Raw genomic sequence first — 19,874 nt, forward strand, 5'->3', positions numbered from 1 at the left:
GGTGGGTGTAAACACCATACATCATATGTCTGCGGTTTGACGAGTGTCCGTCGAGCCCGCACCGAGGAGGCCAATAGAGTGGCACGCATGACCCTGCCTGCAGAGCACGATGCGTCCGGACGCAGCCGAGCGCCGATCGACCGGATCGGCGTGACGGTGCTCAACGAGCTGGTCCAGTCGATCGTCACCGGCGAGTACGCACCGGGAGACGCCCTCCCGCCGGAGAGCGTCATCAGCGTGCAGTTCGGTGTCAGCCGCACCGTGATCCGCGAGACGATGAAGCGCCTTCAGGAGAAGGGCATGGTCACCGTCGCCCAGGGGCGAGGCACGCACGTCAATCCTTCGACGAGCTGGAACGTGCTCGACCCGCTGGTGCTGTCGACGATGATCCGCAACGACTCCACACTCGGCGTCCTCGACGAGCTGAGCGTGGTGCGCGGCGCGCTGGAGGCGGCGATGGCGGCGTCCGCCGCAGGCGCCGCCGATGAGGAGGGACGCGCCAGGCTGCGCGAGAATCTCACCGCCATGACCGAGCGCCTCGACGACTCGGTCGCGTTCCGCGAGGCCGACGTCCAGTTCCACATCACCGTGATGGAGCTCTCGGACAACGCCCTGGCAGAGAACATCTCGCGCGTCCTCATCGGTCACGCGGTCGGGAGCGATCGATTCACCGGCCATGACCCGGCGCACGCCTTCGAGCTGACCCTCGCCGAGCACGAGCGGATCGTCGACGCGATCGTCGCGGGCGACCCGGAGGCCGCGCGCATCGCGATGAGCGAGCACATCCTCGGGTCATGGGAGCGCCGCCGCCTGCCCTCCGCTCGCCGCGACTGACGCCACGGCGCGAGAACAGGCGATCCGCAAGCATCCATCGGCCGACCGGCCATCCGGTGATCGACGAGCCCGCAACTCGACCTGAAGGTCATTCATGTGATGTTTGATTGACGCACATCATCAGACGTAGTATGTTTCATGGACGAGCCCGGCACCACAGGCTCTGCAGCACTTCCCCATCAACGTTGAGAGGATCGCAATGAAGCGAAGGATCGCCATCCCCGCCATGGTCGGCGTGGCAGCACTCGCCCTGACCGGATGCGGCGGCGCGTCGCCGAACGGCTCGACCGGAGAGTCCTCCGGCACGAGCGACAAGCTCGTCGTCTGGAACTGGGGCGACGCAGACGAGGCCGCGGCCGCGTACACCGAAGACGTCAAGGCGGCATTCGCCGAGATGCACCCCGACGTCGAGGTCGAGATCGTCAACCAGCCGTTCGACCAGTACTACACGCTGCTCGGCAGCGCCGTCGAGGCAGGCACGGGCCCCGACCTCGCCCTGTTCAACGGCGGCACCCAGCTCAAGAGCCGCGCCGACACGCTGGTCCCGATCACGGCGGAACTCGCCGACCTCGAGGACACCCTCGCGGGCTGGCCCGCGTTCCAGGCTGACGGTGAGACCTACTCCGCGCCGATGTTCCTGCAGGGCTTCCCGATCTACTACAACAAGGCACTGTTCGCCGAGGCAGGCCTGGACGCCGACAACCCGCCGGCCACGTGGGACGACCTCGCCGCCGCGTGCACCGCCATCCTCGACAAGACCGACGCGTCGTGCTTCGCACTGGGAAACAAGGAGGGCCTCGGTATCGAGTTCTTCCTGTCGGGCTTCGGCTCCGGCATCTTCTCCCCTGAGGAGTACGACGCCTGGATCGACGGCGAGCGCGACTGGACGAGCGAGCACGCCACCCAGGTGCTCCAGCTCTGGGCCGATTCCGCCGCGGACGGCTGGTACAACGACGGCGCGAACTCCACGGCGATGTTCAACGACTCCTTCGACCTGTTCTCCGCGGGCAACGCGGCGATGGTCGTCGGCCTCATGAGCGGCACCGCCCACTGGAAGCAGTTCGACGAGTTCCTCGGCGACGACCTCGGCTTCATGATGCCGGTCACCGTCAACGACGGCACGACGCTCGCCCTCCCCGCCGAGGGCGGCATCGGCTACGGCATCCTGAACGAGGACAAGAAGGACCTCGGCGTGGACTGGATCAAGGCGACCGTCGACCACGACGCCCTCTCGGCGTACTCGCTCGCCGGCGGCCAGATCACGTCCGACACGACGATCGAGCTCGACACCGACATCTCGTCGGCGAACGACATCGTCGCGGAGCTCGGCGGCAGCAAGCCGCTGCTGCACACCGCACTCGAGGCCGACACGCTCGATCTGCTGCACCGACTCGGCCAGCAGCTGCTGGGCGGAGAGGTGACCGTCGCCGACGCGACCGCGCAGCTGGCAGCTTCGGAGGGCTGATCTCTTGTCGACCGACACCACCTCGACCCGGAGCCTTGTCCTGAAGGGCAGGGCTCCGGGCCGCGGGCGCCTCACCACGACGGACGTCCCGCTGCGCAAGAAGCCGTGGACGTCCGAGCGGCTGGCCCCCTACCTCATGGTGCTGCCGGTCATCCTCATCCTCGTCGTCTTCCGACTCTACCCGCTCGCCCTCGGCGTGAACTTCTCGTTCACCGGTGACAAGGAGCTCAACGGCCAGTTCATCGGGCTGGACAACTACGTCACCCTGCTCGGCGACGAGCGCTTCCAGGCAGCGGCACGCAACGTCCTCGTCGTTCTGCTCTTCGTGCCGATCCAGGTCTTCGTCGCCGGCATCCTCGCCACCTTCGTCTTCCTGAAGGTGCCGGGGCACCGCTTCTACCGCAGTGTGTACTTCCTGCCTGTGGTGCTCTCGCCCATCATCATCGGGGCGATCTTCAACATCATCCTGGCAGCCAACGGCCCGCTCAACGCCGCGCTCGGCACCGTGAACATCCCCGGCGTCGACTGGCTCGGCCTGCCAGGCACCGCGCTGCCCACCGTCCTGGTCGTGCACATCTGGGCCACCTTCGGCATGGCCTTCACGATCTTCCTCGCCGGGTTCGCGACGCTCGACGCCGAACTCCTCGACGCCGCGAAGATCGACGGCGCGAACCTCTGGCAGCAGATCGTGCATGTCATCATCCCGAGCCTCAGCCAGACGATCCAGTTCGTGTTCGTCACGACGACGATCGGGATGCTGACCGGCCTGTTCGGCCTGCTCTACACCATGACGGCCGGAGGACCGGGAGCCGCCAGCTACCTGCCGGAGTTCCTCATCTGGAAGCTCAACGGCGAGGCCCGCCCGGCCCTCGCCTCAGCAGCATCCGTCTTCCTCCTGCTGATCGTGCTCGTGATCGGCCTCATCCAGATCCGCGTGCTCCGCCGCGCCACCAAGGAGGCATGATGCGCCGCGAACGCACCGCGAAGTGGATCATCGCGATCCCGATGATGCTGCTGGCGATCGCCACGATCTACCCCATGCTCTACGCGCTGAACATCTCGCTGAAGACGCGCAAGGACTACGTGCTCGACCGCCTCGGCGTCACCCAGACGTTCAACGTGCAGAACTTCATCGATGCATGGACGAACGCGGACATGGGCCGCTACTTCCTGAACACGATCATCGTGACGGTGTTCGCTGTCCTCCTGCTGCTCGTCCTGGCCTCGATGTGCGGCTTCGCACTCAGCCACCTGACGTTCCGCGGGAGCAGGGTCGCCTTCCTGATCATCCTCGCGATGATGATGATCCCCTTCCAGGTGATCATGGTGCCCACGATCAAGGTCCTCAGCGACATGGGGCTGATCAACACCTTCCCCGGGCTGATCATCGCCTACGTCGCCCAGTTCCTGCCGTTCACCGTGTACTTCATGACCTCGTACTACTCGGGCATCCCGAAGGAGCTCACCGAGGCCGCGCGCGTCGACGGCAACGGACTCTTCGGCGTCTGGTGGCGGATCATGGTCCCGGTCGGCAAGCCGGCGCTCATCTCCATGGGCATCCTGAACGCGCTCTTCGTGTGGAACGACATCCTCATCGCCCTGCTCATCATGCAGTCGCCGCAGAACCGCACCGTGATGGTCGGGGTGAGCGCGCTGCGCGGCCAGTACCCCGACAACGTCCCGACGTACATCGCCGGAGTGCTCCTCGCAGTGCTGCCGATCATCGTGGTCTACCTCATCTTCCAGCGGCAGATCGCCGGCGGCGTGACCGCCGGCGCCACGAAGGGCTGAGCCGTGAGCACCGACCGCATCGAGGTCTACGTCGCGCCCGATGGATCTCCGTACGCCGACGGATCGCACGGATACCCCGCCAACGACCTCGCGCACGGCCTCGCGCTCGTCCGTGCCCGTCGGGAGCCGGGCCAGCGAGCCGTCATCTGGATGGCGGGCGGCGAGTACGCGCACGCCGGGCCCGTCGTTCTCGATGCGGCCGACTCGTTCACCTCCGTCGTCGCGATCGATCCGTCGAACCCGCCGGTCCTGCGCGGCTCGGCGAGGATCACGGGGTGGCTCCCGGTCTCCGTCAACGGCGTGGACGCCTTCGCGGCCCCCGCTCCGCGCAGCAGCGGACGCCGGCTGTACATCGACGGCACCGCCGCCGAGCGTCCCCGGTACCCCCGCGAGGGCTTCCTCCGCGTCGAGGAGCAGGAGGGGCTCGATCCCGCAGGCAGCTTCGTGGGAACGCTCTTCGACGGCGCCGCGTCCTTCCGCTACGCCGACGGCGACCTCCCTGCGCTGAGCCGACCCGAGGCCGTCGAGATCGTCGTCCCGCACTACTGGGTGCAGGAGCGGATGCCGATCGCCTCGATCGACCGCGAGAAGCGCATCATCACGAGCGACCTGCGCAGCATCTTCGCGCTCCGTGACGACGCCGCGGCGCTCTTCGCCCGGTACTACCTCGACAACGTCGCCGAGAGCTTCGGCGAGGTGGCCGGCGAATGGTACCTGGACGCCACCGGCGAGCTCGCCGGAGCATCCGGTCCGCACGTCCTCTACCTGCCGGAACCAGGGGTCGCGATCGAGGATCTGGACGTCCGGATGCCGGTGACCGACGCCTTCGTCGTCGTGGCAGGGACCGCTGACGCCCCCGCCCGCGAGGTGCGCTTCGAGGGGATCTCCTTCGCGGAGGCGGACTTCGACCGCGTGCCGGCAGCCGTGCCGCCGTTCGGCGTCCGCGAGGACCCGCAGCTGCCCGCAGACGGGCGCTACGCGGCCGATGTCCAGGCGGCGAGCACCGTACCGGCCGCGCTCCGGTTCACGCACGCCCGCTCGTGCGCCGTCGTCGGCGGCTCGGTCGAGCGGGTCGGCGGCTACGGCGTCAGCCTGGGACCGGGCTCGAGGGGCAATCTGCTCAGCGGCATCCGCTTCGCCGACCTCGGCGCCGGAGCCGTGCGCTCCGGCGGAGGGATCGACGCGCTCGGCCCCGACTACAACCAGGCGAACGAGGTCTCGGACTGCCTCATCGAACGCGGCGGCCAGGTCTACCCGAACACCGTCGCCGTGCTCTTCCAGCACGGTTCGCACAATGTCATCGCGCACAACGAGATCCGCGACTTCCTCTACTCGGGCGTCTCCGTCGGCTGGATGTGGGACTACCTGCACAGCCCTTCCGAGGGAAACCGGATCGAGGGCAACCACATCCACGACCTCGGCAAGGGCCTGCTCAACGACATGGGAGGCGTGTACCTGCTCGGCATCGCACCCGGCACGGTCGTGCGGGGCAACCACATCCACGACGTGGAATGCGCGAACTACGGCGGCTGGGGCATCTATCTCGACGAGGGCTCATCGCACGTCGTCATCGAGCAGAACGTCGTCCACGACGTCTCGAGCCAGGCCTACCATCAGCACTACGGCCGCGAGGTGATGATCCGCGACAACGTCTGGGCCTATGGCCGCAACGGCCAGGTGTCGATCACACGGCCAGAGGAGCACGTGTCCTTCACCTTCCACCGCAACATCGTCGTCGGCGAGGGGATGCCGGCCTTCATCGGCTACCCCGACCATCGTGACATCCGCGCCTTCGGCATCGACAGCGACCTGAACCTCTTCTGGGACGAGTCTCCGCTCGATGGTGCCGCCCGCGCGGCGAACGCGTCCCGCGAGACGCAGCAGGACGGACGAGTCGGATTCGAGATCGTCGAGCGGCTGGACGCCGAGTGGCAACGGCTGGGGCACGATCGCCATTCGGTGACGGCCGATCCGCTCTTCGTCGACGCCGCCGCTCGCGACTTCCGCGTGCGGCCCGGCTCGCCGGCGGAGCAGCTCGGCATCCGGGTGCCGGACGTCTCCGACGCAGGCCCGCGGCCGGAGTCGGAGCGCGGGCATCCGCTGGCGGTGCCCACTCGCGTCGATCCCTTCCTGCCGACCCGGGGATAGCCTCGTCGCACTCGAATCGAAGCTTTCGCCGAAACTGGATTGCAGAGTCATCGTTTCTTTGTTCTAATGAAGAGATGCGGTGGCAAGGGCAGACGATCGATGACGTGGACGATGCCGCGCTGCCAGGAATGGAGAGCCGGAGCGGCATCGTCCGCTCCGCGACGACACCCGAGTTCGCGGGGATGACCTTCCACGAGGTGCTGGCGAAGTCGGCCTTGAACAGCGTCCCCGGCGGATCACGGATGCCGTTCGGCTGGACGATCAACCCCTATCGCGGATGCAGTCATGCGTGCATATACTGCTTCGCGAGGGGCACGCACGAGTACCTCGATCTCGACGGCGGAGGCGACTTCGACTCCCAGATCGTCGTCAAGACGAACATCGTAGAGGTGCTCGAGAAGGAGCTGCGCCGCGGCAGCTGGCGGCATGAGCTCGTGGCGCTCGGCACGAACACCGATCCCTACCAGCGCGCCGAGGGGCGGTATCGGCTCATGCCCGGCATCATCCGCGCCCTCGCCGACTCCGGCACACCCTTCTCGATCCTGACCAAGGGCACGCTGATCCGACGCGACATCCCGCTGCTCGTCGAGGCGGCTCGATCCGTGCCCGTCGACGTGCAGATGTCGATCGCCATGTACGACGAGGCGCTGCAGCACTCCATCGAGCCAGGCACGCCCTCCACGCAGGCGCGGCTGGACACGGTCAGGGCGCTCTCCGACGCCGGATTCAGGGTGAGCGTCTTCCTCATGCCGATCCTGCCGCACCTCACCGACTCGGTGGAGGCGATCGACACCGCGCTGAGGCGCATCAAGGAGGCGGGCGCCGACACCGCGATCTACGGCGCGCTCCATCTGCGACCGGGCGTCAAGCCGTGGTTCCTGGGGTGGCTGGAGCGCGAGCATCCGGAGCTCCTGTCGTCGTACCGCGGCCTCTACCCCGGGGCCGCTTCCGAGGCGCCGAAGGCCTATCGGCAGTGGCTCGCGAAACGCGTCCGGCCGCTCATCCGCGTGCACGGCCTGGACGCCCGCTCGGACGACGAGCTGCCGATGCGACGCAGGCCCGCGCCGCCCGTTCGGATGTCGACCGCACCCTCCCCGGCCCAGGCGACGCTGTTCTGACGCGTAGGCTCGGAGCATGGCGATAGGCGCGACGATCCACACCTTCACGGTGAACCTGGCAGACACGGATCGCGGGGTCTACGAAGAGCTGACGCTCCGCGCGGCGAAGCATCCCTCGGAGACCGACGCCTACATGCTGACCAGGGTGCTGGCGTACTGCCTCGAGTACACCGAGGGGATCACCTTCAGCGAAGGGCTCTCGTCCACCGACGAACCGGCGGTCGTCGTCCGCGATCTCACAGGCCGCACGACCGGCTGGATCGAGATCGGCGCCCCAGATGCCGAGCGGATGCACTACGGCAGCCGACTCGCGGATCGCACCGTGGTGTACACCCACCGCGACCCGACGAAGGTGATCGCCGCATGGGAGGGCAAGCGCATCCACGATGCGGAGGCGATCAGGGTCTACGGATTCGACCCCGGATTCATCGACGAGGGGACGCGGCAGCTGGAGCGCCGCAACGAGATGACGCTCACCGTCACGGAGTCGCAGCTCTACCTCGACCTCAACGGAACGGCACTGTCGAGCGCGGTCCACGAGCACCGCATCGACTGACGCTCAGAGCGAGGGCGCCGGCACCTCGTGATCGAGGATCAGGCTGGTGCGGGTTCCGGCCACGGCGGGATGAGCGCTGAGGTGATCGAGCACGAACTCGCGCACGGCATCCGAGTCGCGCACCGCGACGTGCACGAGGAAGTCCTCGTCGCCGCCGAGGAAGAACACCTGCACGACCCCCGGCACCTGCGCCAGCTCGGTCATGAAAGAGGCCATCTGATGCCGGGCCCCCGCCCTGATGCGCACCCCGATCAGCGCCTCCAGCCCCAGGCCCAGCGCGCGATGGTCGACATGCGCGGCGAAGCCGGTGATCACCCCGCGTTCGCGCAGGCCTCTGACCCGCGCCAGGCACGTCGAGGCGGCGACGCCGGCGGCCTCGGCCAGTGCCGCATTCGACATCCTGCCGTCGCGGCGCAGCAGGGCGATGATGCGCCGGTCGATCTCGTCGATCTCAGCAACTGAAGGATTTTCGGTGGCCACGTCGAAACACTCCCGCTCTGCGCCTTATCTTCGATCCAGAGAGTTCTTCCCGCAGATTCTGCGGATTTCCTCCCGAAAGGGCGGCTTGTCTTCGATGATCATCCCATGTTGATCGGCGTTCCCACAGAGGTCAAGAACAACGAGTTCCGAGTCGGGCTCACCCCGGCCGGGGCTCTGGAGCTCGTCCATCACGGGCATGAGGTTCGTATACAGGCGGGCGCGGGCGAGGGCAGCGGATATCCGGATGCCCTCTACGCGGCGGCCGGTGCCGTGGTCACCGACGTCGACGGCGCATGGGGCGCGGACCTCGTGATCAAGGTCAAGGAGCCGATCGCCGTCGAGTACCCCCGACTGCGCGCCGACCAGACCCTCTTCACCTATCTGCACCTGGCCGCGGACCGCCCCCTCACCGACGCCCTGCTCGCCTCGGGCACCACGGCGATCGCTTACGAGACCGTGCAGCTGCCCGACCGCTCGCTGCCGCTGCTCGCCCCGATGAGCGAGGTGGCCGGTCGGCTGTCGATCCAGGTGGGCGGCGCTGAGCTGATGAAGGGACGCGGTGGCCGCGGTGTGCTCCTCGGTGGCGTGCCAGGCACCCCGAAGGCGAACGTCGTCGTCATCGGAGCCGGCGTCGCCGGCGAGTCCGCGGCCCGCATGGCGCTCGGCATGAACGCCGACGTCACGGTGCTCGACGTGTCCATCCCGCGGCTGCGCCAGATCGACGCCGTCTACGGCGGTCGTATCAAGACGCTGCGCTCCAACGCCTACACGATCGCGGAGGAGCTCACCCGCGCGGACCTCGTGATCGGGTCCGTGCTGATCCCCGGCGCGGCGGCGCCGAAGCTCGTCACCGTGGACATGGTCGCGGCGATGGCGCCGGGCTCGGTGCTCGTCGACATCGCGATCGACCAGGGCGGATGCTTCGAGGGCTCCCGCCCGACGACGCACGACGAGCCGACCTTCCCCGTCGAAGGCTCGCTGTACTACTGCGTGGCCAACATGCCGGGGGCCGTCCCGCGCACGTCGACCCAGGCGCTCACCAATGCGACGATCCCGTACGCGACGGCGCTCGCCGACCTCGGCACGGACGCGGCGTTCACCAGGCATCCCGAGCTCGCGGCCGGCCTGTCGACGCGTGGCGGCGAGTTGCGCTCCCGCGCGGTCGGGGATGCCCTGGGCATCCCCGCTTCCTGACCTCTGATCGGGCAGGCGGTCGGGCGGCTGCCCCGTACGGTCGCGTGCACGCCACTCCGGTACCCCCTCTCGCCGCCTCCCTATGCCACCGGTGCCCCATGTGGTCGCCTCCCCGGAGAGGAAGCGACCACATGGGGCACCGGATAAGAGCGGATGCTGCGGGTTACGCGGTGATCTCGTCCGCCGTCGGGACGCGACCGGCGATCTCCTCGATCAGCTCGTCGCCGGGGCGGACCTGCTCGAACGGCGCCTCGATCTCGGCACGATCCAGCAGCTCCGACATGCGGCGCTGGCGCTGACGGGTGATCAGCGTCACGACACGACCCGAACGGCCGGCGCGCCCCGTGCGACCGGAACGGTGCATGTACGTCTTGTACTCGTCGGGCGCGTCCGCCTGCACGACCAGGTCGATGTCGTCGACGTGGATGCCGCGGGCAGCGACGTCCGTGGCGACGAGTACCTGCGCCTTGCCGCTCGTGAGGCGGGCGAGGTTGCGGGTGCGCTTGGCCTGGTTGAGGTCGCCGTGCAGCGAGACCGCCGAGATGCCGGCATCCTCGAACTGCTCCGCGAGCATCTCGGCGTATGCACGGGTGCGCGCGAAGACGAGGGTCTGACCGTCGCGGTCGACGAGCGAGGTGAGCACATCGGCCTTGTCGCGGTGCTCGATCACGAGCACACGGTGCTCGATGGTCCCCGAGCTCTGGTCCTCGCCCGCGACCTCGAACACGGCCGGGTCCACGAGGAACTCGTCGACGAGCGCAGCGACCTCGCGGTCGAGCGTGGCAGAGAAGAGCAGCTTCTGGCTGCCCTCCTTCGTGTGACGGAGGATCCGCTGCACGGGCTCGACGAAGCCGAGCTCGCACATGTGGTCCGCCTCATCGAGGACGGCGATGCGGCAGTCCGAGAGGTCGAGCTTGCCCTGGTTGATGAGGTCCTCGATACGACCAGGCGTGCCGATGACGATGTCGACGCCCTTCTTGAGCGCGCCCACCTGGCGGGCCTGCGGCACACCGCCGTAGATCTGCGTGGTGAACAGGCCGACGCTGCGCGCGATCGGCTGGATCGTGCGGTCGATCTGCAGCGCCAGCTCGCGCGTCGGAGCGAGGATGATAGCGCGCGGCGAGCGGCCGAACTCCCGCTTCTTGCCTGCCTGCGACGTCAGGATGCTCTCCACGAGCGGCGCACCGAAGGCGATCGTCTTGCCGGAGCCGGTGCGTCCGCGGCCGAGGACGTCTCGTCCCTCGAGCACTGCGGGGATGCTCGCGGCCTGGATCGGGAACGGGGTCGCCGCGCCCATGTTGGCCAGCGTCTCCGTGATGTTGGAGCCGAGACCGAGGTCGGCGAAGGTCACATCGGCGACCTCGGTCGCCTGAACGGCCTTGGCCTCGAGCCGCTCGTGGACGACGTCCTCGGTGGGTTCGAAGGACGACGGCGCCTTCGCATTCCAGTTGTCACGGCCGGGACGGTGCTCGGTGCGACGGTCATCGCGACGGGGACGATCGTTGCCGAAGTCCCGACGCGGACGGTCGTTGCCGCGGTCGCTGTTGAAGTCCCGACGGGGACGGTCATCGTTGTACCGCGGACGGTCGCCGCCGAAGTCCCGACGCGGACGGTCGTTGCCGCGGTCACTGTTGAAGTCCCGACGGGGACGGTCATCGTTGTACCGCGGATGGTCGCCACCGAAGTCCCGACGCGGACGGTCGTCGTTGTAGCGGGGACGGTCGCCACCGCGGTCGTTGCCGAAGTCCCGACGCGGACGGTCATCGTTGTACCGCGGACGGTCGCCGCCGAAGTCCCGACGCGGACGATCGGACGTGAACCGGCGCTCACCGCCGTTGTAGCGGGCGCGCTCCGTCGATCCGCTGCGCTCATCGCGGTGGTGCGGGGCCTCACGACGGCCGGACTCGGCGCGGCCGCGGATGGCCCTGGCCTCGTCGCGTCCTGCGCGCTCCTGCGCGGTCCAGCGGCGCTTGGGCGCGCCGCCGTCAGCACCCTCGGCGGGGCGGTAGCCGCGATGGTTCGGGCTCTTGCTGCCCGGCCCGGACGGCCGGTACGAGGAGCGCTCGCCCTCGGCATCCGACCGTGAGGGACGACCGCCGTTGTTGTGGCGGTCGTGGAAGCTCGTCTTCTTCGCGTATCGCGGCTCGAAGTTCGCCGAGGGGCGACCGCCCTTGGGCTTGTGGTTCTTGGGCATGGGTGTGTCCTTCTGGTTCTCTGCACGAGAACAGCCGTCTGCGCGCGCAGACCGATCCGGACATCCGTCGGCCGGGGCCATTCATGTGATGGTTCATGCGCGTCGATCGACGCTCACCATCGGCCCCTGGACTCACACTTCACAACAAAAACGCCCGCGCCTGTGCGCGGCTGTCCGAAGCCGACCCCTCCAGGATACCCGCACACCCTGAGAGAGACCCCCGTACGATGTCGAGGTGACTTCTCTCTCCCCCACCGGCCATCAGATCCACCTGCAGCGCGGCGCCGTCTCGGCACAGATCGCGCAGGTCGGAGCATCGCTGCGCTCCCTCACCGTCGGCGGCGTCGGCCTCGTCCCCCCGTACCCGCTCTCCGAGCCGACGCCGTCGTGCTCCGGCGTGGTCCTCGCGCCCTGGCCGAACCGCGTCCGCGACGGGGAGTGGGACGACGACGGCACCTCTCGCACGCTCTCGATCACGGAGCCCAAGCTCAACAACGCCAGCCACGGTCTGCTGCGGTTCAGCGCCTACGAGGTCACCCAGACGGAGGCATCCGCGACGCTGCGCGCGACGATCGTCCCCCAGACCGGCTGGCCGTACGAGATCGCGACCTCGGTCACCTATACGCTCACCGACGGCGGCGTCGCCGTCGAGCACACCCTGGAGAACCGCACGGATGCTGCCGCTCCCGTCGCCCTCGGCACCCATCCCTTCGTCACGATCGACGATGTCGACCCGCGCGAGCTCGTCCTGACGATCCCGGCCGAGACGCAGTTCGAGACCGACGAGCGGATGCTTCCGACCGGCACGTCCGCGGCGCCCGCCGCGCTGCGTGCGGGCGTGCGGCTCGGCGACATCGTGCTGGACACGGGCTTCACCGACCTCGTCCGCGATGATGACGGCCGTATCCGGCACACGCTGTCCGCTCCGGATGGACGCACCGTGACGCTCTGGCAGGGCGAGGGCTTCGACTTCGTCCAGGTGTACACCACCCAGGGGTACCCCGGTCAGGAGCTCGCCGTCGCCATCGAGCCGATGACGGCACCGGCGGATGCTCTGAACAGCGGCCTCGGCATCCGCCGGCTGCTGCCCGGCGAGACGTGGACCCTGCACTGGGGCATCGAACTCGGCTGAGCATGCCGACGCAGGATCGGTTCTGCCCCTGAGCACGCTCGTTCCGGGGCAGAGCCGATCCCGAAAGCCCACACGCGCCAGCGGCGAGCCGGGCGTCAGTCGACGGGGTTCGCCGGCGGGAGACCCGCCTGGCGCTCACGAAGCTCCCTGCGGGTAAGGGCGTGCTCGTTCTGCTCCGCCACCATGGCGGTCGCGGCCGCCGCGGCGGCTGCAGCTGCCGCAGCAGCAGATGCAGCGGATGCCGCAACGGCGGCCAACGTCGCAGATGAAGTGCTCGGAGCCGGGATGTAGACGCCATCGGCCCGCACCGCTGTCGGCTCCGGCTCGCGCGGCGACTCTGCCGCTTGCGAGGCAGCGGCGTCCGCCGGAGCATCCGCGGCCTCCGAAGCGACGTCGGCCTGCGTCGCGGTTGCGGGCCCTGCTACCGCGGTCGGCGCGGATGCCACGGGCTCACCACCCGTCGCGGCAGCGCCGGCGCCCGCACCCACGGCGGCGAACGCGGCGGCACCGGTACCGGCCGGGGCATCGCCCTGCGGCGCGCCTCCGGTCGATCCGCCGTCAGAGCCGTCGCCCTCGTCGCGTGCGGCACGCCGTGCCGCGCGCCGCTCCTTCGCACCCTCGACGAGGTTGTACAGCGTCGGGAGCACGATGAGGGTGAGCACCGTCGAGGAGACGAGACCGCCGATGACCACGATCGCGAGCGGCTGCGAGATGAACCCGCCGTGACCGGTGATGCCCAGGGCCATCGGCGTGAGCGCGAGGATCGTCGCGAGCGCCGTCATGAGGATCGGGCGCAGACGCTTCTCACCACCGGTCATCACGGCCGCGGCGGTCGACAGCCCCTTCTCGCGGTACTGGTTCACCAGGTCGATGAGCACGATGGCGTTCGTCACGACGATGCCGATGAGCATCAGCACACCGATGAGGGAGGCCACACCGAGCGGCACGCCGGTCGCGACCTGCAGCAGGATCGCTCCCGTCGCGGCGAACGGCACCGAGACGAGCAGCAGCAGCGGCTGACGCAGCGACTTGAAGGTGGCCACCATCACGACATAGACGATGAGGATCGCGGCGAGCATCGCGAGACCCAGCTGCGAGAACGAGTCGGCCTGCTGCGAGGCGACACCGCCGACCTCAGCCGAGGCGCCGTCCGGCAGGTCGACGGCGTCCAGCGCCTCGGTCACCGATGCGGTCGCCGCGGTCAGATCGTCGGATGCCGGCGGCACCGTCACGGTGGCGGTGCGGCGTCCCTGCTCCGTGGTGATCGAGGTGGGGCCGTCGCGCTGCTCGACCTCGGCGATGTCCTGCAGCTCGATGATGCCGAGCGCGGTCGGGATCGCGAGCTCCTTGAGCTCCTGCACGGTCGCGGGAGAGCTCTCATCGGCGATGTACACGGTCAGCGCGGTGTCGTCGAGCTCGAGGCTGCCGGCCTGCTGAGGCTGCATCGCCGAGGAGACCATCGAGCCGACGGCGACCTCGCTGAGCCCGCGCTCTGCAGCGGCGGCCCTGTCCACCACGACGGCGATGTACGGCTGCGCCGCGGCGAGGTTGTCGCTCACCTCGGAGATGCCGTCTCGTCCGTCGAGCTCGGCGACGACGGCATCCGTCGCCTCCTGCAGAGCATCCGAGGACGGAGCCGAGACGGTGATCTCGATGTCGGTCGAGCCGAAGCCGGCCGCTCCGGACACGCTGATCTCGCCGACGTCCTCGAGCTCGTCGACGGCATCCTGCACGTCCGTGCGCAGAGTCTCCTGGTCGACGTCGTCCGAGGTCATGATCGAGTACGTGACGCCGGCGCCGCCGGAGAAGGCGTCACGCAGCGATGATCCGCTGGAGCCGATCGAGACCTGCACGTGCTCGATGCCGTCGATATCGGCGAGCACCTCCTCGACCTTCTGCGCGGCGGCGTCCTTGGTCTCCAGGCTCGCGGAGGAGCCGAGGTCCTGGGTGACGGTCATGGTGTTCTGCCCTGAGTCGCCGAGGAAGTTGATCTTCATCAGCGGTGCGGCGAGGCCCGTCAGGCCGAGCACGAGCACGGAGAGGAGCACCGTCACGACGGAGTGCTTGAGCGTCCAGCTGAGGATCGGGCGGTACGCGCGCTGGAGCCAGGTGGGAGGAGCATCCGGGTGCTCGGGGTCGATGACCGCGCCGTTCGCGTCGGTCAGCTCCTTGCCAGGACGCAGGAACCAGTACGCGAGCACCGGGACGATCGTCAGCGAGACGAGCAGCGATGCGGCCATGGCGATCGTCACGGTCATCGCGAACGGGCGGAACAGCTCACCGACCATGTCGCCGACGAAGACGATCGGCAGGAAGACGGCGACGGTGGTGATGGTGGATGCCGTGACGGCACCCGCCACCTCGCGCACCGCGAGCCGGATCGCTTCGCCCTTGTCGGCCCCGCCGACGTAGTGCCGCTTGATGTTCTCGATGACGACGATGGAGTCGTCGACGACGCGTCCGATGGCGATCGTGAGCGCGCCGAGGGTGAGGATGTTCAGCGAGTAGCCGAACGCCTGAAGACCGATGAAGGTCACCAGCACGCTGGTGGGGATCGAGATCGCCGTCACGAGGGTCGACCGAACGGACAGCAGGAACAGCAGGATGACGAGGACGGCGAAGGCGAGGCCGAGCAGCCCCTCCGTCGCGAGCGTCTCGATCGACTGCACGATGAACGGCGCCTGGTCGAAGACGACGGTGAAGGTGGCGTCCGGGAGCGCGTCCCTGATCTCGTCGAGCGCGGCGGTGACGCCGTCCGAGACCTCGACCGTGTTCGCGGACGGCAGCTTCGTGATGGACAGCGTGATGGCGTCCTCGCCGTCCACGCGCGAGATCGACGAGATCGGGTCGGCGGTCTGCGCGACGGTCGCGACGTCGCCGATGGTGAGGTCGGTGCCCACGAGTGGGAGCGCGGCGAGGTCGTCGACCGAGGAGAGCTTCACACCGGTCTGCACCGTGAGCGTGTCGCCGTTCTCGGTGATGTCGCCGCCGGGGAACAGCGTGCCGTTCTGCTCCAGGGCATCCGAGATGGCCTGCGTGCCGAGGCCTGCTGCCGCCAGCTCCTCGACATCGGGCGTGATCGTCACGCGCTGTCCGACGCCGCCGACGATCTCGGCGGCGTTGACGCCGTCGATGTCCTCCAGCTCCGGCACCGCGATGTTCTCCAGGTCGACCTGCGCCGCCTGGGCGTCGTCGAATCCGGTGACGGCCACCTGGATCACCGGCAGATCATCGAGCGACACCGAGAGCACCTGAGGCTCGACGGCGTCGGGGAGCTGGGAGGAGATCCGGTTGATCGCCTGCTGCATCTTCTGCTCTGCGGTCGCGAGGTTCTCGCCGTAGGCGAAGGTGGCCTGCACGATGGAGGCGTTGGTCGTGCTCGTCGCCGTCGTGCTCTCGAGGCCGGGAACGCCCTGGATGGCCGTCTCGATGGGCGTCGAGATGTCGTTCTCCACGACATCCGGCGAGGCGCCGGGGTAGCTCGACATGACGATGAGCGCCGGCAGTTCGAGCGTCGGGATGAGCTCCTGCTTGAGGTTCGTGAGCGCGAGCCCTCCGAACACGGCGGCCACGATCGTGACGAGGGCGATGAGCGCGCGATTGCGCAGACTGAGGATGGCGAGCTTCGACAAGAGCAAGACCTTCGGTGGGAAGTGCGCAAACAGGGATGCGAGGTCAGTATTCCACAGGGGGCATACAGGAACCTGTGAGCGTCCTCATCAGAAGACGGAGCCCACCGCGAGGCCCGCGAGCGCCGCCAAGGCCGAGGCGGCGAAGGTCCCGGCGAGATGCAGCAGCGCGGACGTGCGCCGCTCGGTCTGCCAGAGCCCGAGGCTGTCGAGCATCGCCGTGCTGAAGGTGGTGTACCCGCCGAGAAGCCCGGCCCCTAGCACGAACAGGGCATCCGGCAATGAGGCGGTGAGAACCCCGAGCGCGAAGGACCCTGTGACGTTCACCACCAGGATCCCCCAGGGGAATCTCTTGCCGAGCGCGTGCGTGACCCCGACGTCGACGAGATACCTCAGGGCGGCACCCGCCCCGCCGGCTACGGAGGCGAGCAGGAGGATCAGCGGGCTCATGCGCGCCTCCGCGGCACGGCCAGGCGCATGCCCGCGAAAGCGGCGAGGATGCCGAGGACGAGGCTCGCCGCCGCGAAGAGGACGGCGAGCAGCGGCATCCCGCTCCACAGCTGCACCGAGCCGACGGCGAAGGCGCTGTAGGTCGTGAACCCGCCGAGGACGCCGGTGCCGAGGAAGACGCGCAGGTCCTTCCCCCGCTCCCCGAGCAGGTCCTCCCCCCGCTCCCCGAGCCCGTCCTCCCCCCGCTCCCCGAGCCCGTCGAGGGGCAGCCTCCCCGCGAGCACACCGATGAGGAACGCCCCCACGACGTTCACGAGGAGGACCGAGGCAGGGATGCCCCCGACGTCAGGTATGAGGAGGGCCACCCCGAGTCTGGCCGCCGTGCCCAGCATCCCGCCGAGTGCGACGAGGAGCAGGCGGCGGAGGGTCACGCTCTCACCCTAGACCGGAGTTCGATAGCCGATCCCGGTGATGCGGTCGCCACGGCTCCTCGACCCCGGCACGGATGTCAAGGCCGTGGGCGGCCCAGGGCTCGTGTCGTTGACTGCGGTCATGACATCGCTATGGAGACTCCATGCCGCCTCGCCCCTCGGAACGCCGTTCGAGCCGGGTGCACGACACGAGGCGGTGGTCGTCGGGGCCGGGCTGACCGGGCTCTCCACGGCGCTGACGCTCGCCAGGGCCGGCATGGACGTCGCTGTCATCGACGCCGGCGAGCTGGGAGCGCTCGCCTCGGGCGGCAACACGGGCAAGCTCTCCCTGCTGCAGGGCGATCGGCTCGCAGCCATCCGCCGGCACCACCCCGCCGCCCTCGTGCGCGCCTACGTCGACGCGAACCGCGACGGCGCCGAATGGCTGACGGGGTTCGCCGACAGCGCCGGCATCCCGTACACGAGACGCACCGATCACGCCTACGCGCAGGGCGCCGGGGGCATCGACGCCGTGCACCGGCAGCACGCGGCCGCCAGAGAGGCCGGTCTTGCGACGAGGATGCCGGCGCCAGGAGCCCTGGACGTGCCCTTCCCTGTCGCCGCCGCCGTCGCCCTCGATCAGCAGGTCGCCATCGATCCGATGCAGGTCGTCTGTGCGCTGGCGGCCGCCGCGGTGGACGCGGGCGCGACGCTGCACACGGGCGTGCGCGCGCACGGCATCCGCTCCGCGCGCGATCCGCGTGTGGAGACCGCGCTCGGCCCGATCCACGGACGCCGGATCGTGCTGGCCACCGGAACGGCGATCGTGGATCGCGGTCTGACGTTCGCGAAGACGCGGGGGCTGCGCTCCTCGTGCATCGCCTTCCGCATCCCCGCCGATCCACCGAGGGGCATGTTCCTCTCCGTGGACGACCCGACCCGGTCGATCCGCCCCGTCTCGTACGGCGACGGCCCGGCTCAGGAGGCGGATCTCGTCGTCGGCGGCGCCGGTCATCCGGTCGGCCGCTCCTCCGGCGAGCGCGCCGGCCTCGACGAACTCGTCGCGTGGACCCGTCGGCACTTCCCGGATGCCGTCGAGGTGAGCCGCTGGTCGGCGCAGGACTACGAGTCGCACAACCTCATCCCCTTCGTCGGGGCGCTCCCCCGCGGGCTGGGGCGCATCCGCTTCGCCACCGGCTATGCGAAGTGGGGACTCTCGAACGCCCCCGCGGCAGCGCTCCGCCTGACGGCCGAGATCCTCGGCACGCCGCGCCGGAGCCGTCCGGGATGGATGGGCGCCATCGGAACCAGGATGACCCGCCCTGCCGATCTCGTCAGGGGCGCGGCCGAAGGGCTCCGCACGGCGCGGTGGATGGCCGTCGGCTGGGCCGGTGCCGAGGTGCGGCCGGTCCCCGTGCCGAGGCCCGCCGAAGGCCGTGGCGTGATCGCGAACCGGGCGGGCAGGGCGGTCGCGGTCTCGACCGTCGACGGCGTCACCACGGCGATCGATGGCCGGTGCAGCCACCTGGGCGGGGTGGTCTCCTGGAACGACGCCGAATGCACGTGGGACTGCCCTCTGCACGCATCCCGCTTCGCGCCGGACGGAACTCGCATCGAAGGCCCCGCGGTGCGGGATCTGGAGCGCCTCGCCTGATTCAGCGAGCCGTCGACCCGCCCAGCGGCTCGTCCCAGCCCGTCTGCGGGCTCTCGCAGGTCTCGCGGAACACGTACTGCGAGGTCAGCCGGCGCTGACTGCTCGTCCAGTCGATCGCCGGGCGGCGCTGCTCCGGCGGGAGGTATCCGAGCCGGTACACGGCCATGAGCTCGAGTTCGTCCGGAACGCGCAGGAGCCGGACGATCTCCTCCCATCGGCCGGGGACCTCCATCGGGAACGAGATGAACTGGATGCCCATCCCGAGCTCTCCCGTCGTCAGCCAGACGTTCTCCATGGCCGCCCCCATGCTGAACAGGGAGTAGAAGGACGAGAGCTGACCGGGCCGGTACTCGCTGCGATCGAGCATCACGCCGAGCAGGAGCGGCGAGCCGGCGACGAGCCGGCGGTTCTCCGCGCCGAGCGTCTTCGGCACCCCGAACGCGTTCATGAGGGCCTGGCCGCGCCGGGTGAACACCTGCCCGGTGAAGGGACGCAGCGGCGCGGGGAGCTTGTCGAAGAGCATCCCGCTGCGCTTCTCGTCCATCTCGGCCTGGCTGAATCGGAAGTAGGGCTTGTACCGCTCGAAGAAGGTGCCGTTGGACATCGCCTCGGTCATGCTCTCGCCGGAGATGCGAGCGATCTCCTCGATGGTGTCGCGGCTCTCGATCACGACGAAGCGCCATGGCTGGCTGTTCAGCTGCGACGGCGCTCTGCCCGCGGCCTCCAGCAGGATGCGCTGGTGCTCCTCGGAGACGGGGTCGGGCAGGAACGGCCCGTTGGTGGTCTTGCGGCGACGGATGGCGTCCAGCAGTTCCATGC

16 protein-coding genes are annotated in these 19,874 nt (G+C 69.1%); 10 read left to right on the forward strand and 6 right to left on the reverse strand.

The genetic code is table 11. The annotated features are described in order from the left end of the window. Positions 1-87 precede the first annotated feature (87 nt). The 7 genes from ACWGJP_RS04015 to ACWGJP_RS04045 all read left to right on the forward strand — a co-directional run bounded on the left by ACWGJP_RS04015 (position 88) and on the right by ACWGJP_RS04045 (position 7,912). Entirely contained in the window at positions 88-834 is a 747-nt protein-coding gene (locus ACWGJP_RS04015) for a FadR/GntR family transcriptional regulator (RefSeq protein WP_452328459.1), read from the forward strand. Positions 835-1,033: 199 nt separating this feature from the next. Beyond that, a complete protein-coding gene (locus ACWGJP_RS04020) occupies positions 1,034-2,299 on the forward strand; it encodes an ABC transporter substrate-binding protein (protein WP_452328460.1) in 1,266 nt (421 codons plus the stop codon). A gap of 4 nt (positions 2,300-2,303) precedes the next feature. Then, the gene (locus ACWGJP_RS04025) at positions 2,304-3,263 is read left to right on the forward strand and encodes a carbohydrate ABC transporter permease (protein WP_452328461.1); all 960 of its coding nucleotides are present in this window, start codon (positions 2,304-2,306) and stop codon (positions 3,261-3,263) included. Beyond that, the gene (locus ACWGJP_RS04030; RefSeq protein WP_452328462.1) at positions 3,260-4,090 is read left to right on the forward strand and encodes a carbohydrate ABC transporter permease; all 831 of its coding nucleotides are present in this window, start codon (positions 3,260-3,262) and stop codon (positions 4,088-4,090) included. Before ACWGJP_RS04025 ends, ACWGJP_RS04030 begins: the two co-directional genes overlap by 4 nt. A gap of 3 nt (positions 4,091-4,093) precedes the next feature. Then, positions 4,094-6,238, forward strand: coding sequence for a right-handed parallel beta-helix repeat-containing protein (locus ACWGJP_RS04035; RefSeq protein WP_452328463.1), 2,145 nt, complete (start codon positions 4,094-4,096; stop codon positions 6,236-6,238). Between the two features lie 74 nt (positions 6,239-6,312). Further along, positions 6,313-7,356, forward strand: a complete 1,044-nt coding sequence (locus ACWGJP_RS04040) for an Rv2578c family radical SAM protein (protein WP_452328464.1) — start codon at positions 6,313-6,315, stop codon at positions 7,354-7,356. Positions 7,357-7,372: 16 nt separating this feature from the next. Further along, positions 7,373-7,912, forward strand: a complete 540-nt coding sequence (locus ACWGJP_RS04045) for a YaeQ family protein (RefSeq protein WP_452328465.1) — start codon at positions 7,373-7,375, stop codon at positions 7,910-7,912. Between the two features lie 3 nt (positions 7,913-7,915). Here the strand turns inward: ACWGJP_RS04045 and ACWGJP_RS04050 are convergent, their stop codons facing one another. Further along, positions 7,916-8,392: an Lrp/AsnC family transcriptional regulator gene (locus ACWGJP_RS04050; protein WP_452328466.1), complete on the reverse strand. Its 477-nt coding sequence runs from the start codon at positions 8,390-8,392 to the stop codon at positions 7,916-7,918. Positions 8,393-8,497: 105 nt separating this feature from the next. Here ACWGJP_RS04050 and ald point away from each other — a divergent pair, with 105 nt between their 5' ends. After that, positions 8,498-9,586, forward strand: a complete 1,089-nt coding sequence (gene ald, locus ACWGJP_RS04055) for an alanine dehydrogenase (protein ID WP_452328467.1) — start codon at positions 8,498-8,500, stop codon at positions 9,584-9,586. A 163-nt stretch (positions 9,587-9,749) separates the two neighbouring features. Here ald and ACWGJP_RS04060 read toward each other — a convergent pair whose 3' ends face one another. After that, positions 9,750-11,780 carry a DEAD/DEAH box helicase gene (locus tag ACWGJP_RS04060; RefSeq protein ID WP_452328468.1) on the reverse strand — a complete coding sequence of 677 codons (2,031 nt, stop codon included), beginning with the start codon at positions 11,778-11,780 and terminating at the stop codon, positions 9,750-9,752. A gap of 235 nt (positions 11,781-12,015) precedes the next feature. Here ACWGJP_RS04060 and ACWGJP_RS04065 point away from each other — a divergent pair, with 235 nt between their 5' ends. After that, positions 12,016-12,912 (forward strand): aldose 1-epimerase family protein, encoded by an 897-nt coding sequence (locus ACWGJP_RS04065; RefSeq protein ID WP_452328469.1) that lies wholly within the window; start codon positions 12,016-12,018, stop codon positions 12,910-12,912. Positions 12,913-13,007: 95 nt separating this feature from the next. Here the strand turns inward: ACWGJP_RS04065 and ACWGJP_RS04070 are convergent, their stop codons facing one another. The 3 genes from ACWGJP_RS04070 to ACWGJP_RS04080 all read right to left on the reverse strand — a co-directional run bounded on the left by ACWGJP_RS04070 (position 13,008) and on the right by ACWGJP_RS04080 (position 17,422). After that, positions 13,008-16,544, reverse strand: a complete 3,537-nt coding sequence (locus ACWGJP_RS04070; RefSeq protein WP_452328470.1) for an efflux RND transporter permease subunit — start codon at positions 16,542-16,544, stop codon at positions 13,008-13,010. Between the two features lie 87 nt (positions 16,545-16,631). Continuing rightward, positions 16,632-16,991 (reverse strand): fluoride efflux transporter FluC, encoded by a 360-nt coding sequence (locus tag ACWGJP_RS04075; RefSeq protein ID WP_452328471.1) that lies wholly within the window; start codon positions 16,989-16,991, stop codon positions 16,632-16,634. Continuing rightward, entirely contained in the window at positions 16,988-17,422 is a 435-nt protein-coding gene (locus ACWGJP_RS04080) for a fluoride efflux transporter FluC (protein ID WP_452328472.1), read from the reverse strand. The genes ACWGJP_RS04075 and ACWGJP_RS04080 overlap by 4 nt, the downstream gene beginning before the upstream one ends. Positions 17,423-17,543: 121 nt before the next feature. Between ACWGJP_RS04080 and ACWGJP_RS04085 the strand changes: the two genes are divergently transcribed. Beyond that, positions 17,544-19,055, forward strand: coding sequence for an FAD-dependent oxidoreductase (locus tag ACWGJP_RS04085; RefSeq protein WP_452328473.1), 1,512 nt, complete (start codon positions 17,544-17,546; stop codon positions 19,053-19,055). 1 nt (position 19,056) lies between these two features. Here ACWGJP_RS04085 and ACWGJP_RS04090 read toward each other — a convergent pair whose 3' ends face one another. Continuing rightward, positions 19,057-19,872, reverse strand: coding sequence for a nitroreductase family protein (locus ACWGJP_RS04090; protein ID WP_452328474.1), 816 nt, complete (start codon positions 19,870-19,872; stop codon positions 19,057-19,059). Between the last annotated feature and the right edge of the window lie 2 nt (positions 19,873-19,874).

The sequence above is a fragment of the Microbacterium sp. NPDC055903 genome (genome assembly GCF_053615555.1).